The following is a 14,923-nucleotide window of genomic DNA, read 5'->3' on the forward strand; positions in this document are numbered from 1 at the left end:
TCCGCCCGAGGCGTCTTCCGGGGCCGTCACGAGCCGCCACGAGCCGTCACGGGCCGGTGCGGGCGCTTCGGGGCAGGGGTTCGACGAACCCCCGGCCGTCTGGGACGCTGTACGGCCCGCGCCGAGCAGGACCCCCGTGGAGGGAATCCCGTGCAGCCCTATATAGTTAGCAAAGGTAATGACTTATGCTAACGAATCTTCCCAAGAAGGACCACGCCGCCAGCCTGCGCAGCGACGCCGGTCTGGCTTCGGCTTTGCGCGTGTCCATGGCGCGGCTGAACAGGCGCCTGCGCAGGCAGGCCGCGGTGCACTCGCTGACGCCCACCCACCTCGCGACGCTCGCCACGGTGGAGCGAAATCCCGGGATAACCCCCGGCGAGCTGGCCGACCTCGAGAAGGTGCAACCGCCCTCGATGACCCGCGTGATCGCCGCGCTGGCCGAGCGGGGGCTGGTGTCACGTACGCCGCATCCGACCGACCGGCGTCAGGTGAGCGTGAGCCTGACCGAGGAGGGCTCGACCCTGCTCGGCGAGGAACGGCGGCTCAAGGAGGCGTGGCTGACGCAGCGGCTGAAGGAGCTGACCCCCGAGGAGAGGGCGGTGCTCCGGCAGGCGGCTCCGATCCTGGAGAAGCTCAGCCGGATCTAGCCGACCCCGAGGAACCCGGGAGTCCCGCGGTCCCGGTCCCCGCGGTGACCGCGGACGTCCAGGAGGCTCCGGAGGCTCCGGAGGCCCAGGAGGCCCAGGAGGCTCAGAAGAATCCGGACCTCGGAAAGACCCCGGACGCCCCGGCGGCCTCGGGGGACGTGCCCGGGACGCGGGGCGGGATGTTCCGCTCGCTGCGCATCCACAACTACCGGCTGTTCGCCGCCGGAGGGGTGGTCTCCAACGTCGGAACGTGGATGCAGCGCACCGCCCAGGACTGGCTGGTGCTCGACCTGACGAACGGCAGCGCCTCCGCGCTGGGCCTGACCGTCGCGCTGCAGTTCCTGCCGCTGCTGCTGTTCGGCCTCTGGGGCGGCGTGCTCGCCGACCGCTACCCCAAGCGTCCGCTGCTGCTGGCCGCCCAGTCCCTCATGGGCCTGCTGGCGCTCACCATGGGCGTGCTCACGGTGACCGGCTCGGCGCAGGTCTGGCAGGTGTACGTGATGGCGTTCTCGGTGGGCCTGCTGGCCTGCGTCGAGGTGCCGACCCGCCAGGCGTTCGTCGTGGAGATCGTGGGCCGCGAGGACCTGCCCAACGCGATCGCGCTGAACTCCTCCAGCTTCAACCTGGCCCGCGTGGTCGGCCCGGCCGTCGCCGGTGTCCTGATCCACGCGCTGGGCGGCACCGGCCCGATCTTCATGATCAACGCGCTGTCGTTCGTCGCCGTGATCGGCGGCCTGCTGCTGATGCGCAGGGGCGAGCTGGTCGCCTCCGAGCCGGTGCCCCGGGGCAAGGGGCAGCTGCGCGAGGGGGTGCGCTACGTCATGGCCCGGCCCGAGCTGCTGATGCCGATCCTGCTGCTCGGCTTCGTCTCGCTGTTCACCCAGTCGTTCTCGATGTCGATCGCGCTCATGTCCAAGGAGGTCTTCCGGGCGGGCGCGTCCTCGTTCGGGCTCGCCTCCAGCATGTTCGCGGTGGGCGCGCTGGCCGGGGGGCTCATGGCGGCCCGCCGGGTACGGCCCAGCAGGCGGCTGCTGATCGCCGGGGCGGTCTCGTTCGGCCTGTTCCAGATCGCCAGCGGGCTGGCCCCCTGGTACCCCCTCTACCTGGTGCTGCTGGTGCCCGCCGGGATGGCGCTGATCTCGGTGAACACCGCGGCCAACGCGAGCGTGCAGATGGCCACCTCACCGGAGATGCGCGGCCGGGTGATGGGCATATACGTGCTCGTCTTCACCGGCGGGGCCCCGCTGGGCGCGCCGCTGCTCGGCTGGATCTCCGAGCTGGGCGGCCCGCGCGCCGGGGTCGCGGTCGGCGGGGTGCTCACCCTGCTGGGCATCGGCGCGGCGATGACACTGACGAAGGTGATCAGCAGGAGGACCCGTGCGGTTGTTCGTGGGACTGACACCGCCCCCGCGGGCGCGTGACGAACTCGCCCGCGCCCTCGCGTCCTCACGGGCGCGGTGGCCCGCGCTGCGCTGGCTGGACCCGGCGAACTGGCACGTGACGCTGGCGTTCCTGGGGGAGGTGCCCGACCGTGCGCTCCCCGGGCTGCGGTCACGGCTGGGGGACGCCGCCGCGGGCCACGGGCCGATGACGCTCTCGTTCGCCGGGGCCGGGGCGTTCCCGTCGCCGGACGGGGCCCGGGTCCTGTGGACCGGGGTGACCGGCGACGTCCCCCGCCTCGCGCGCCTGGCCGGATCCGTACGGGACGGGGCGCGCGCCGCGCTGGAGGATGCCGCGGGGTCCGCGACGGGCCGGGCGGGCGGGGCCGAGCGGCGGTTCGTCCCCCACCTCAGCCTGGCCCGATGCCGTCCCGGTACGGACGTGCGCGGGCTCGTCGAGGAGTTCGCGCCGTTCTCCGGCACCTCCTGGGAGGCCTCGGCCGTCCACCTGATGCGCAGCGACGCCGGGACCGCGGCCCCTCGCGGGGGCCGGGTCCGCTACGAGAGCGTCGCGGAATGGCGCCTGGCGGCACGGGCACCCCGTGGGCAGGGCTAGGCTCCAGGGCGTGGATCGTCCCAGTCGCTGGCTTCTGCCCACGGTGCTCGTACTGCTCGTGCTCCTCGTGGTGGTCGGCGCCCTCGTCTCCTAGCCGGTCGGCGCCGGTCGGCGCCGTCCGGCCACGGGTCACCAGGCGTAGTGCTCGGGTGCCGTCCTGAACCCGGGGAAGATCTCGTCAAGCCGGGCCAGCGCCTTCTCGTCCAGCTCGACCTCCAGCGCCCTGACGGTGCCGTCGAGCTGGTCGATCGTACGCGGGCCGATGATCGGCGCGGTGACGACCTTCTGGTGGAGCAGCCAGGCCAGCGCCAGGTGGGCCGGGTCCACGCCGAGCTCGTCGGCGAACGCCTCGTAGGCCTCCACCTTGTCGCGGTGCTTCTCCAGCTCCGAGGCCATCTGCGGGGTGGCGGAACGGCCCTTGTCGATCTTCCGCAGGATGCCGCCGAGCAGGCCGCCGGCGAGCGGGCTCCACGGGATCAGCCCGAGGCCGTAGTCCTCGGCCGCCGGGATCACCTCGAGCTCGGGAGCCCTGACCAGCAGGTTGTAGTGGGACTGCTCCGAGACCAGGCCGAGGGTGTTGCGGCGCCTGGCCTCCTCCTGGGCCTTGGCGATGTGCCAGCCCGCGAAGTTGGACGATCCGACGTACAGGATCTTGCCCTGCTGCTTGAGGACGTCCATCGCCTCCCAGAACTCCTCGAACGGGGTGTTCCGGTCGACGTGGTGCGCCTGGTAGAGGTCGATGTAGTCGGTCTGCATCCGCTTCAGCGACGCGTCGGCCGCCCGGCGGATGTTGAGCGCGGAGAGCCGTCCGTCGTTGGGCCAGTCGCCCATGTCGCCGTAGAGCTTCGTGGCGATCACCGTCTTCTCGCGGCGCCCGCCCCCCTGGGCGAACCATCGGCCGATGATGTTCTCGGTGATGCCCTCGCCCTTCTTCCAGCCGTAGACGTTGGCCGTGTCGAAGAAGTTGATCCCCAGCTCGTGGGCATGGTCCATGATCGCGAAGGAGTCGTCCTCCGTGGTCTGGGGGCCGAAGTTCATCGTGCCCAGGCAGAGACGGCTGACCTTCAGGCCGGTACGGCCGAGCTGCGTGTAATCCATGCGACCCACACTAGGTACCTGGAGTGCACTCCAGGCGAGCGGGGGCGGAGGGAAATCCGCACCGGTACGGCCCGCCGCGTCTGCGCCGCCCACCGGTGCCGCCGGGGCATGATGGCTGCATGCTGAACAAGCCGGGGGATGTCGTGATGCGCGTGCTCGCGGTGGCCGGCGTGACCGCGGCCGTGGTCCTCACCGGACACGGCGCCTCGGCCGGTACGGGCCAGGAGACGCGGACCGCGGCAGGGCAGGAGACACGAGCCGCGGTGGGTCAGGAGGCGCGGGCCGGTGCGGGACTGCGAACGGCGCGGGACGCCGGGGCCGGCACGGCGCGCGACCCCGGGCAGGGCTCGCCCGGGGACGACGGGGGGCGGATCCTCTTCCGTTTCAAGGACGAGCGGATCACCGAGTCGAGCGGCCTGGCGGTCTCGCCCACCCGTGACGGCGTCTACTACACCCACAACGACAGCTCCGCGGGCCCGGTCTTCTTCGCGGTCGGCCCCGACGGGCGGACCCGCGCGACCTTCACGCTGCGGGGGGCGGCCTCCCGCGACTGGGAGGGCATGGCCGCCTCCACGGACCCGCGTACCGGACGGGGGGTGCTCTGGTTCGCCGACATCGGCGACAACTTCGAGGGCGCCTGGCCAGACGTGTCGGTGTACCGGGTGGAGGAGCCCGCGACGCTCACCGACGCCGTCGTCCCCGCCGTGCGTTACCGGTTCCGCTACGAGGACGGCGGGCACAACGCCGAGGGGATCATGGTCCACCCCCGCACCGGGCGCCTGCTCGTCGTGACCAAGCAGTTCTCCGGGGCCGTCTACCAGGCGCCGAAGCGGCTGCGGACCGACCGGGTCAACGTGCTTCGCAAGGTCGGCTCCGCGCCCATCATGGCCACCGACGCCGCCTACGCCCCCGACGGGTCGAGCTTCGTGATCCGCACCTACTTCTCCGCCACGGTCTACCGCGCGCCCGACGAGCAGATCGCCCGCGTGACCATGCCGGACCTGGAGCAGGCCGAGTCGATCGCCTACACGCGCGACGGCAGGAGCCTGCTGACCGGCACCGAGGGGAACCGCAGCCCGGTCCACCGGGTGCCGCTGCCCGCGACGGTCCTCGCCGCCGCGGCCCCCGAGCCCACACCGGCCGCGCGACGGGCCGCTCCCGCGACGACGCCCGGCACCGCCGACCCGGGCACCACACCGGTGGCCGGGACCAGGGACGCCGACGCCGCCGAGGACGACGCCGACGCGGGCGTGCCGGCCTCGGCCGTGCTCCTGTGGCTGGCCATCGCGGCGGGTGCCACCGGCGTGATCACGCTGATCGCCCGCCACACCCGCTGAGGGGTACTCAGGCACGGTTGAGTAATCCGGCGCAAGCGCACCGCAAGCCGTCACCGTCATCCTGTGGGGCATGCATGACGAGATCCCGGCACCCCCGCCCGGCCGCCCGCCGATGCGGGTGACCTGCCCCGAGTGCGACGCCCCCCTGGCCGGGACGTACGAGCGCTGCCCGCGCTGCGCGCTGCTCCTGCGGGGGCCGGTCGCGGCCGAGCTGTGGCGGCTCGACCGGGATCTGGCCGGGCTGCGGGCCCGCGAGGCCGGGCTCCTCGCCCGCCGGGCCCACCTGCTCGGCGTGCTCGGTTCCGAACGGGCCCGCGCGGGGACGGCCGGTCCGGTGGCGCCCGCATCGGGTCCGTCCCCGGCCGCTGCCTCCGGACCCGGCTCCGGCCCTCGGGTGGGGGCCGTGCCGGGAGCCGGTGCCGAGCCTGGGCCCGGAGCCTCCTCCACGGCCGCGGCCGGGCCCGTGCCGGGGCCCGGGTTCGTGCCGGGGCCCGGGTTCGCGGCCGGACCCGGGTTCGCGGCCGGACCCGGGGACGTGCCGGGTCCGGGACCCGTCCCCGTCCCCGTACCGAAGAAGGAGGTCTCGCCCCGGGCGGTGCAGAACCTGCTCCTCGGTCTGGGCGGCCTGTTGCTGGTCGTCGCCGCCGTGGTGTTCACGGTGGTCAGCTGGGGGAGCATGGGCATCGGCGGGAGGGCGGCGGTCCTGGCCGGGGTGACCGGGCTGGCCTTCGCCGCGCCGGTCCCGCTGGTGAGACGCGGCCTCGTCACCACCGCCGAGACCATGGCGATGTTCGGCGTCGCGCTTTTGTTCCTGGACGGCTACGCGGCCCGGCACACGGGGCTGGCGGGGGCCGACGAGCTGACCGGGCCCCACTACGCCGCGCTGCTGTTCACGCTGGTCGCCCTCGCCGTGGCGGGGTACTCGCGACTGCTCCCGCTGCGGCTGCCGCTGCCCGTCGCGGTCGTCGTCGCCCAGTTCCCGCTCTCGTTCCTCGCCTTCGACGAGTCGGCGTCGTGGATCACCGCGGCCCTCGCCGCCACGGCCGCCGCCGACGCGGCCTTCCTGATCCTCACGGCCCGCGGCGATCCCGCGCCCGTCCCCGCGTCCACCCCCCGGGCCGGGGTGAGAGCGACGGTGGCGGTCTGCTTCGGTGTGGTCTGGGGCCTGGGCGTGTGCCACGGCATCCTGGCCGTCCTCCTGCAGCAGGTGCTCGGCGACGGCCTGGGCGACGGCGTCGCGGCCTCCGCGGCCAAGGGCGCCGTGCTGGTCGCGATGGCCGTGACCGGGCTGGCGGTCGCGCGCCGGGTACGGCACGACGGCCGTCTCGGGGTCGCCACCGCCGTCTCCGCGCTCACCCTGACCGTGGGGCTGGCGGCGCCGTTCCGGCCGCTGTTCCCGAGCGCCTGGGAGGTCGTCCTCTACACCCTGGCGGCCCTGGCCACGGTGGTGGTCATGCTCCGCGCGCCCGGCCTGGACGAGCCGCGGCTCCGCTCGACCGGAGCCCGCTCCGGCGCGGTGCTGGCCGCGGTCACCACGCTCCCGTTCGTGGACGTGGTGCCCTTCGCCCTGCTCAACCGGGGGCAGTACGCCCGCCTGGACGCCGCGGGGAACCTCGGCGCCGCGTGGCCGATCGCGTCCTTCCCGCAGTTCCCGGTCGTGGCCGGGCTGCTGGCCCTGGCCGCGACGGTGGCGGCCCTGCGGGGCCGGCCCCTCCTGGGGTTCGCCGCGATCGCCGCGGGGACGCTCACCGTGGCCGTCGCACCCGTCGCCTTCGGCTGGGGTCACCGGGTGGACCTGGCGGTCCTGTCGGTGCTGGCCGTCGCGCTCGTGGCGGCCCTGGCCCTGGCCACGCGACCGCGGTGGGCGTGGGCCTTCGCGGTGGCGGCCGGGACGGTGTCGGCCGAGGCGCTGGCGGTCGGGCTCGCCACCCGGACGACCACGTACGTCGTGCTCACCGTCCTGCTCGTCGCCTGGGGGGTGGCCGCGTACACCGCCCGGGTGCTGGCGGTGGCGGCGCTCTCGCTGGTCGCGGGCGTGCTCTCGGCGATCGGTCTGGGCTGGACGTTCCTCAGCGGATTCGGATGGGCGGCCGGGGGGGAAGGGCTGTCCCTCGCGCTGGCGGCCGGGGCCGTGCTCGCCGCCCTGCTCGTCCTGCCCGCCCTCATGCCGTCCGCCCTCCCGTCGTCCGCGACCCCGGCTTCCGCGGCCTCGGTGGATGACCCGAGACGTCTCACCGGGCTGGTACTGAGCGGGACGCTGGCCCTCCTCGCGGTCCTCACCGCCACCCCGGCCCTGATCGCGATCGGTCGTTTCCACCGGCCCCTCCTGCGGCCCTGGACGGCGCCGGCCTGGCCCGGGGTCGTCCATCCGGTGCTCGCGGCCGTGGTGGTCCTCACCGCGACGGCGGCGGTGCTGGTCTCCTGGCAGATGGCGCGCCGCCCGGGCGCGGTCAGGACGGCACTGCTGGCCTGGCCCCTGGTCCTGGTGTCCCTGCCGGTCTCGGTCGCCCTGCCGTACGGGACGGAGGTGGCGATGTTCGTCGCCGGGGTGGTCCCGCCGGCGTGGGCGGCGGCGCGCAGCCGCGCGGCCTGGGCCTTCGGCGGGGTGGCGGCGACCTGGGCCGCCTTCGTGGCGATCTCCTGGGCCCTGGCGAGCGAGACCGCCACCCTGGTCGTGCTGCCGGTGCTGGCCGTCGTCGCCGCGGCGGTCGCCCTGCGGGGCCGGGCGGCCGGGGTGGCGCCGGTCGCGGCCGGGCTGGCGACGCTGCTCGCGGGCGGCGAGGCGCTGGCCGCGGGTCTGGCACCGGACTGGCCGGTGCGGTACGCGGCGTTCGGCCCGCTCGCCGTGGCCTGCGCCGCCGCCGTCCTGGCGGGCCGGTTCAGGCGGTCGCCGTTCGCGGCCGGGGTGGAGGCGGCCGGGTACGCGCTGGTGGGCGTGGGCCTGCCGCTCGCGTCGGCCGATCTGCCGACGGCGAGCCTGGCCTGCGCCGTCGCGGGCGTGCTGATGGCCGGGACCGCGCTGCGGCCCGACCGGCGGCGGTGGGCCGGGTACGTGGGGACCGGGTTCCTGCTGGCGGCCTCCTGGCTGCGGCTGCTCGCCTCCGACGTCACCGTGGTCGAGGCCTACACGGTGCCGTTCTCGGTGGTGCTGCTGGTGATCGGTCTCCTGCGGGCGCGGCGCGGGCCGACCTCGTCCTGGGTGGCCTACGGCCCCGGGCTCGCCTCCAGCCTGCTGCCCTCCCTGCTGGCGCTCCTGGGCGGCTCGGGCACGCTCCGGCCGCTGCTGCTCGGCGTGGCCGCGCTGGCCGTGCTGCTGGCCGGTGCCCGGTTCCGGAGCCAGGCGCCGGTCGTGCTCGGCGGGCTGACCCTGGCGGCCGTGGCCCTGCACGAGCTGACGCCGTGGGTCGCGCAGCTGGCCGCGCTGGTGCCCCGGTGGGTGCCGATGGCGCTGGGCGGGCTGCTGCTGGTGGCCGTCGGCGCGACCTACGAGGCGCGCCTGCGGGACGTACGGCGCCTGCGCGCGGCCGTGGGCCGGATGCGCTGACCGTCCCCGCTGGTCGTGGTCCGGTTCCGGCCGGGGCTACAGGCTCCGGCCGCGGGCGTGGCCCAGGGAGGCGATCACGTCGGCGTCGACAGGGAACCAGCCGTAGAGGTCGGTCATCCGCAGCAGGCGTTCGAGGACCCCGGAGACCCCGGCCAGACGGAGCCAGCCGCCCGCCTCCGAGGTCACGCGTATGCCGCTGAGGAGCGCCCGCAGGCCGGTGGAGTCGCAGAAGCTGATGTCCTCGGCGTCGATGACGATCCGGGTGTGCCGGTCGGAGACCAGCCGCTCGATGGTCGCCCTCAGCAGCCCGCTGGAGTTGCGGTCGATGTCGCCGGTGACGGTGATCACGGTGCAGCCGGTGTGTTCGTGGTGGTCGACGCCGATGGAGAGTTCTCTGCTCATCGCCTCGCATCTCCACCCGGGAACGGTCGACTCGGGCCGCCGTCCGGCCCGATCAAGGTATACCCCGCCCGGACGCCGGCGTGGGCGACGGACCGGAGACATGTGCGTAACGGCGCGTGCACTCACCGGTGACCACACCCGCCGGACCGGCCCGGGGACGGCTCCCCGGGATCGGCATGGAACACGTTCTCATGCCGAAGGTGAATGACCGCATCGCGATTTACTGACCGGACATATTCGCGTATTCCTTGACCGTGCCGTACGGATATCCCGCAATGAACAATGACGACTAAGAACGGTGCCGGTTATCCCTTCTCTTCCGGTGAGGATTGCCGCTAACTTGCGAGCATGCGCGTTCTGGTAACGGGAGCATCAGGTTTCGTCGGCTCGCACGCCGTCCCCGGCCTTCTCGCCGACGGGCACGAGCCGCTGCTCCTCGTGCGCGATCCAGGGAAAACGTGCCGGGTGCTGGCCCGCCTCGGGGTGAACGAGCCCATTTCTCTGCATAAGGCCGATATCCGCGACGCCGCGGCCGTACGGGACGCGCTGGAGGGCTGCGACGCGGTCATTCACGCCGCCGCGGAAATCGGGGTCACCGGCCGCGCGGACGATCTGGACGGTACGAATGTGACGGGGGCGAAGAACGTCCTCGGCCAGGCCGTCGAGCTCGGTCTCGACCCCGTCGTGCACGTCTCCAGCATCAGCGTCTTCGTCCCCCCGTCCGGGCCGGTGATCACGACCGAGAGCCCGCTCTCGGTGCCGAGGAACGAGTACGGCAGGACCAAGATCTCCGCCGAGCGGTACGCCCGGGGCCTCCAGGAGCAGGGGATGCCGGTCACGATCGTCTACCCGTCCGGGGTCGCCGGGCCGTGTCAGCCCTCGCTGGACGCGCTGATGGAGGGCCTGCGCGCCGGCCTGGAGCAGGGCTGGCCGATCACCGAGGGCGGCGTCAACATCGTCGACGTGCGGGACCTGGCCGTCGTGCTCGCCCGCTGTCTCGAACCCGGGCGGGGCCCGCGCCGGTTCATGCTGGGCGGGCACTACCTCACCTGGTCGCAGCTCGCCGACGTCTGCGACGAGGTGACCGGGAGCCGCTGCCGCAGGTTCAGGATCCACCGGGCGGTGCTGCGCGGCGCGGCTGCCGTGGGGGACGCGATGAAGCTGATCAAGGAGATCGACTACCCGCTCACCCGGGACGCCGTCGAGATGATGGTCACGATGGTCCGCACCTACGACACCCCTACCCTGGAGGCGCTCGGAGTGGGCCTGCGCCCGGTGCACGAGACCGTCGCCGACGCGCTGCGCTGGCTGGCGCAGGAGGGACACCTCGACGCCGGCAGGGTCGGCAGGCTGGCGGACAGCGTCGCCCGGTGACGTACCCTCGGGCGGCCGGGCGGTGGCGAGCGTCACGGAAACCATGACGAGCGTCACGCAGAACGGCGACGAGCGTCACGGTCAGGAAACGGTGACGAGCGTCACGGGAAGCGGTGACGGGCTTCACGGGAAGGGGAGGCCGCGATGGACGTCGGGATCGTCGGAGGCGGGATCGTCGGGCTGGCCGTGGCCAGGCAGGCGGCGCTGGCCCACGGGGCCAGGGTGACCGTCCTGGACAAGGAGGACCGCGTCGGCGCCCACCAGACCGGGCACAACAGCGGCGTCGTGCACGCCGGGATCTACTACCGGCCGGGCTCGCTCAAGGCCCGGCTCTGCCGGGAGGGCGTGGCGCTGCTGCGGGAGTACTGCGCCGAGCACCGCCTCCCCTACGCCGAGGTCGGCAAGCTCGTCGTGGCCTCCACCGGGGCCGAGCGGCCCGCGCTGCGCGAGATCGCCGTACGGGCCCGCGCGAACGGGGTGCCCGGGATCGCGGAGCTGGACGCGCTGGCGCTGCGCGAGATCGAGCCGCACGTCGTCGGCACCGGGGCGGTGCACTCCCCGCGTACCGCGATCGCCGACTTCCCCGCCGTCGCCCGCCGCCTGGCCGAGGACGTACGGCAGGGCGGCGGGTCGGTGCTGCTCTCCCACCCGGTGCGGTCCGTCCGGGAGACCGCGGGAGGGGTGCGCGTCGTGGCCGGTGAGCGGACCCTGACCTTCGACCGGCTGATCGTCTGCGCCGGGCTCGGCACCGACGCGGTCGCGCGGATGGCCGGCGCGCCCGGCGACGTACGGATCGTCCCGTTCCGGGGGGAGTACTACGCGCTGGCCGGTACGGCGAGGGACCTGGTCCGCGGGCTCGTCTACCCCGTCCCCGACCCTCGCTACCCCTTCCTGGGCGTGCACCTGACCCGAAGGATCGACGGGGAGGTGCTGGTCGGGCCGAACGCGGTCATGGCCCTGGCGCTGGAGGGCTACTCCTGGCGGGACCTCGCCCCGGCCGAGCTGGCCCGGATCCTGACCTGGCCGGGCACCCGCAGGATGGCCGCCCGGCACTGGCGGACCGGCGTGAAGGAGGTGGCCGGGTCGATCGGCAGGCGGTCGTTCCTGAGGGCCGCGCGCCGCTACGTGCCCGCCCTGACCGCCGGCGATCTGGTCAGGACCACCGGGGGCGTGCGCGCCCAGGCGGTGGACGCCCGCGGCGGCATGCTGGACGACTTCTCGATCGACGTGCACGGCCGCGTCGTCCTGGTGCGGAACGCCCCCTCGCCCGCGGCGACCTCCAGCCTGGCGATCGCCAGGCATATTGTGGGGATAACCTCGACATTGACCAGTTGACTGTTTTCTCATATGGGCCGGTGAGGATAGAGCGGTGACCGATTCGCCCGAGGCCCGCCTGCTGATCGTCGAAGACGAGCCGAACATTCTCGAACTTCTCGCGGCGAGCCTGAGGTTCGCCGGATTCGGCGTCAACACGGCGAGCAACGGCACGGACGCCGTCGCGGCCGTGCAGCGCCACCGCCCCGACCTCATCGTGCTCGACGTGATGCTGCCCGACATGGACGGCTTCGACGTCGTACGGCGCCTGCGCGGTGGCGGCAGCGACACCCCGGTGGTCTTCCTCACCGCCCGCGACGGCACCGAGGACAAGATCCGCGGGCTGACCATGGGCGGTGACGACTACGTGACCAAGCCCTTCAGCCTGGAGGAGGTCCTGGCCCGGATCCGGGCCGTGCTGCGCCGTACCTCCGCCAGTGACCTGCCGCCCCGGCCGCCCCGGCTGACCTTCGCCGACATCGAGCTGGACGAGGAGAGCCACGAGGTCTGGCGCGAGGGCAGGGCGGTGGCGCTGTCGCCGACCGAGTTCAAGCTGCTGCGCTACTTCATGGCGAACGCCGGGCGGGTGCTGTCCAAGGCGCAGATCCTCGACCACGTGTGGGACTACGACTTCCGGGGCGACGTCGGGATCGTGGAGTCCTACGTCTCGGTCCTCCGCCGCAAGATCGACAATGTCGACCCCCGGCTGATCCACACGTTGCGCGGGGTCGGATACGTACTGCGCCTGCCCCCGGGGCCGTGATGCTGGACACGACCCCGCTCCGGGTGAAGCTGATCGCGATCATCCTGATCCTGCTCACGATCGCGCTGACGCTCATCGGGATCGGCAGCGTCTCGATCATGCGCGGCTACCTGATCGACCGCGTCGACGGCCAGATCGGCATGATCGTCGACACCGCGCTGCGCCGGATGCACCGGGGGGCCACGCCCATCGGCAGGCCGCTCTCCCCGGACGCGAAGCTGGAGCTGCGCAACCACGCGGGCGAGGTCTTCGCCGCGTTCAGCGGGGCCGACGTGGAGGACAGGCCGGGGCCGGGCGTCCCGGCGGGCCAGGGCGCGCTGCCGTTCGACAGCGGCGACTGGCGGGTCCGTACGGTGCCGACGCAGGACGGAAGCCTCGTCGTGGCCGTGGACATGGGCGAGGTGCACCAGATCGTCGGCCAGCTCGCCCTGGTGGAGGTGCTCGGCGGGAGCGGCCTGGTGCTGATGCTCGCCGGGGCCGGGGTGCTGATCATCCGCAGGAGCCTGCGCCCGCTGGAGGAGATCGAGCGCACCGCCGAGGCCATCGCCGCAGGGGACCTGAGCCGCCGCGTCCCCGACGCCGACCCGCGTACCGAGGTGGGCCGCCTGGGCCGCTCGCTCAACGGCATGCTCGCCCAGATCGAGGCGGCCTTCCAGGCCCGGTCGGAGTCGGAGTCCTCGGCCCGCAGGTCGGAGGAGCGCATGCGCAGGTTCGTCGCGGACGCCTCGCACGAGCTCCGTACCCCCCTGACCTCGATCCGCGGCTTCGCGGAGTTCTACCGGCAGGCGCCCGGCATCGACGCCGCGCCGCTGATGCGCAGGGTGGAGTCGGAGGCGGTCCGGATGGGCCTGCTGGTCGACGACCTGCTGATGCTCGCCCGGCTGGACCAGCAGCGGCCGCTGGTCATGCGCCCGGTCGACCTGCTGGCCATCGCCGCCGACGCCGTCCACGACGCCCGCATCCTCGCCCCCGAGCGCGAGATCGGCCTCTCGGTGGACGGCTCCGCGCTCATCGTCTCCGGCGACGAGGTACGGCTCCGCCAGGTGGTGGGCAACCTCATGACCAACGCGCTCACCCACACCCCCGCGGGCACCCCGGTGCGGGTGGCGCTCTCCGGCGAGAACGACATGGCCCTCATCGAGGTCGCCGACGAGGGGCCCGGCCTGACCGCCGAGCAGCGCGAGCGGGTCTTCGAGCGGTTCTACCGCGCCGACTCGGCCCGGGGCCGGCGCGCCCCCGAGGACGGCGGGAGCGGGCTCGGGCTGTCGATCGTGGCCGCGATGGTCGAGGCGCACGGCGGCGAGGTCGCGGTGGAGTCGGAGCCGGGCAAGGGCGCGACGTTCCGGGTCTTCCTCCCCCTGGCGTCGGAGTCCGACTGACCCCGCCGTCCCGGACCGCCGGGTCCCGCCGTCCGGACCCGGACCCGGACCCGGACCGGGACCCGGGCGCGGGCCCGAGCCGGGTTCCGGTTCCGGCCGAGCGGGACTCCTCCCAGCAAACCTTCAGCCCCGGCTGAGCGGCGTTCCAGCGAGGTGGGCGAACCTCGGGGTGTGCCGGACAGAGTGGAAGCCCGTCTGCTGGTCGTGGACGACGAACCGAACATCAGGGAGCTGCTCTCGGCGAGCCTGCGCATGTCCGGGTTCGAGGTGATGACCGCGGTGGACGGCCGGGAGGCCGTGCACTTCGCCGAACGCCTCCGTCCCGACCTCGTCGTGCTGGACGTGATGCTCCCCGACATGGACGGCTTCACCGTGGCCGGACGGCTGAGGGAGACGAACGGGCAGGTCCCCGTGCTCTTCCTGACCGCGCGGGACGGCACGGACGACAAGGTCACCGGGCTGCGCGTGGCCGACGACTACGTGACCAAGCCGTTCAGCCTGGAGGAGCTCCTCGCCCGGATCAGGGCCGTGCTCCGCCGTACCCGGGGGGATCTCGACCTGCCCACCCGGTTGCAGGTCGGCGACCTGGAGCTGGACGAGGAGGCGCATCAGGTCTGGCGCTCCGGGGTGCCGGTGCGGCTGTCGCCGACCGAGTTCAAGCTGCTGCACTACTTCATGGTCAACAGCGGCAGGGTGCTGTCCAAGGCGCAGATCCTCGACCACGTCTGGAACTACGACTTCGGCGGCGACGCCGGGGTGGTCGAGTCCTACGTCTCCTACCTCCGCCGCAAGGTCGACACGGCCGAGCCGAGGCTCATCCACACCCTCCGCGGGGTGGGCTACGTCCTGCGCCCGCCGCAGAGTGATTGAATTTTCAGCCGATATTCAGCTCCGACTGACCCGATTCGCAGTTTTGTGTGTTCAAATAGACGAAGCACGACCCCCGATCACCTCGGAACCGTCCGAGAGGCTCGGGTTCGCCTCCAGCTGCGGGGGAGACGAACCCTGTACGGCCTCCGGATGAGATCCGAGGGCAGGGCCCCACCGCTTTACCGAGTTCGCCCCCGTAA

At 73.4% G+C, this 14,923-nt stretch carries 12 protein-coding genes; 10 read left to right on the top strand and 2 right to left on the bottom strand.

Annotated features, from left to right (window positions below):
* Nucleotides 1-185: 185 nt before the first annotated feature.
* Genes ACZ6RT_RS20300 through thpR form a run of 3 tightly spaced genes read left to right on the top strand, consistent with a single transcriptional unit; the run spans nt 186 to nt 2,642 of the window.
* Complete coding sequence (locus ACZ6RT_RS20300; protein ID WP_399193970.1) at nt 186-647, top strand: MarR family winged helix-turn-helix transcriptional regulator; 462 nt, start codon at nt 186-188, stop codon at nt 645-647.
* A 44-nt stretch (nt 648-691) separates the two neighbouring features.
* Nucleotides 692-2,068 carry an MFS transporter gene (locus ACZ6RT_RS20305; RefSeq protein ID WP_470155300.1) on the top strand — a complete coding sequence of 459 codons (1,377 nt, stop codon included), beginning with the start codon at nt 692-694 and terminating at the stop codon, nt 2,066-2,068.
* Nucleotides 2,025-2,642 (top strand): RNA 2',3'-cyclic phosphodiesterase, encoded by a 618-nt coding sequence (gene thpR / locus ACZ6RT_RS20310; protein WP_470155301.1) that lies wholly within the window; start codon nt 2,025-2,027, stop codon nt 2,640-2,642. The genes ACZ6RT_RS20305 and thpR overlap by 44 nt, the downstream gene beginning before the upstream one ends.
* 129 nt (nt 2,643-2,771) lie before the next feature.
* On the opposite strand, the gene ACZ6RT_RS20315 is transcribed toward thpR, so the two are convergent.
* On the bottom strand, nt 2,772-3,740 hold the full coding sequence (locus ACZ6RT_RS20315; protein WP_344899653.1) for an aldo/keto reductase: 969 nt from the start codon (nt 3,738-3,740) through the stop codon (nt 2,772-2,774).
* Nucleotides 3,741-3,859: 119 nt separating this feature from the next.
* On the opposite strand from ACZ6RT_RS20315, the gene ACZ6RT_RS20320 reads away from it, so the two are divergent.
* Both ACZ6RT_RS20320 and ACZ6RT_RS20325 read left to right on the top strand, forming a co-directional pair.
* Nucleotides 3,860-5,077 (top strand): hypothetical protein, encoded by a 1,218-nt coding sequence (locus tag ACZ6RT_RS20320; RefSeq protein WP_470155303.1) that lies wholly within the window; start codon nt 3,860-3,862, stop codon nt 5,075-5,077.
* Nucleotides 5,078-5,147: 70 nt separating this feature from the next.
* On the top strand, nt 5,148-8,621 hold the full coding sequence (locus ACZ6RT_RS20325; protein ID WP_470155305.1) for an SCO7613 C-terminal domain-containing membrane protein: 3,474 nt from the start codon (nt 5,148-5,150) through the stop codon (nt 8,619-8,621).
* Nucleotides 8,622-8,657: 36 nt separating this feature from the next.
* Here ACZ6RT_RS20325 and ACZ6RT_RS20330 read toward each other — a convergent pair whose 3' ends face one another.
* Nucleotides 8,658-9,023: an STAS domain-containing protein gene (locus tag ACZ6RT_RS20330; protein WP_344899647.1), complete on the bottom strand. Its 366-nt coding sequence runs from the start codon at nt 9,021-9,023 to the stop codon at nt 8,658-8,660.
* Nucleotides 9,024-9,371: 348 nt separating this feature from the next.
* On the opposite strand from ACZ6RT_RS20330, the gene ACZ6RT_RS20335 reads away from it, so the two are divergent.
* The 5 genes from ACZ6RT_RS20335 to ACZ6RT_RS20355 all read left to right on the top strand — a co-directional run bounded on the left by ACZ6RT_RS20335 (nt 9,372) and on the right by ACZ6RT_RS20355 (nt 14,723).
* On the top strand, nt 9,372-10,397 hold the full coding sequence (locus ACZ6RT_RS20335; protein ID WP_399193960.1) for an NAD-dependent epimerase/dehydratase family protein: 1,026 nt from the start codon (nt 9,372-9,374) through the stop codon (nt 10,395-10,397).
* Between the two features lie 144 nt (nt 10,398-10,541).
* On the top strand, nt 10,542-11,732 hold the full coding sequence (lhgO, locus tag ACZ6RT_RS20340) for an L-2-hydroxyglutarate oxidase (RefSeq protein ID WP_470155307.1): 1,191 nt from the start codon (nt 10,542-10,544) through the stop codon (nt 11,730-11,732).
* Between the two features lie 34 nt (nt 11,733-11,766).
* Nucleotides 11,767-12,474, top strand: a complete 708-nt coding sequence (locus tag ACZ6RT_RS20345; protein WP_470155309.1) for a response regulator transcription factor — start codon at nt 11,767-11,769, stop codon at nt 12,472-12,474.
* Nucleotides 12,474-13,853, top strand: coding sequence for a HAMP domain-containing sensor histidine kinase (locus ACZ6RT_RS20350; protein ID WP_470155310.1), 1,380 nt, complete (start codon nt 12,474-12,476; stop codon nt 13,851-13,853). Before ACZ6RT_RS20345 ends, ACZ6RT_RS20350 begins: the two co-directional genes overlap by 1 nt.
* A 183-nt stretch (nt 13,854-14,036) precedes the next feature.
* Nucleotides 14,037-14,723, top strand: a complete 687-nt coding sequence (locus tag ACZ6RT_RS20355) for a response regulator transcription factor (protein ID WP_399193952.1) — start codon at nt 14,037-14,039, stop codon at nt 14,721-14,723.
* Nucleotides 14,724-14,923: the final 200 nt, after the last annotated feature.

It is taken from the genome of Streptosporangium sp. NPDC050148, assembly GCF_055586505.1.

Excerpts from the sequence above, each read along its gene's own strand:
- ACZ6RT_RS20300 (WP_399193970.1), top strand. The coding sequence starts at position 186 with ATGCTAACGAATCTTCCCAAGAAGGACCACGCCGCCAGCCTGCGCAGC.
- ACZ6RT_RS20315 (WP_344899653.1), bottom strand. The coding sequence starts at position 3,740 with ATGGATTACACGCAGCTCGGCCGTACCGGCCTGAAGGTCAGCCGTCTC.
- ACZ6RT_RS20320 (WP_470155303.1), top strand. The coding sequence starts at position 3,860 with ATGCTGAACAAGCCGGGGGATGTCGTGATGCGCGTGCTCGCGGTGGCC.
- ACZ6RT_RS20325 (WP_470155305.1), top strand. The coding sequence starts at position 5,148 with ATGCATGACGAGATCCCGGCACCCCCGCCCGGCCGCCCGCCGATGCGG.
- ACZ6RT_RS20330 (WP_344899647.1), bottom strand. The coding sequence starts at position 9,023 with ATGAGCAGAGAACTCTCCATCGGCGTCGACCACCACGAACACACCGGC.
- ACZ6RT_RS20335 (WP_399193960.1), top strand. The coding sequence starts at position 9,372 with ATGCGCGTTCTGGTAACGGGAGCATCAGGTTTCGTCGGCTCGCACGCC.
- lhgO (WP_470155307.1), top strand. The coding sequence starts at position 10,542 with ATGGACGTCGGGATCGTCGGAGGCGGGATCGTCGGGCTGGCCGTGGCC.
- ACZ6RT_RS20350 (WP_470155310.1), top strand. The coding sequence starts at position 12,474 with ATGCTGGACACGACCCCGCTCCGGGTGAAGCTGATCGCGATCATCCTG.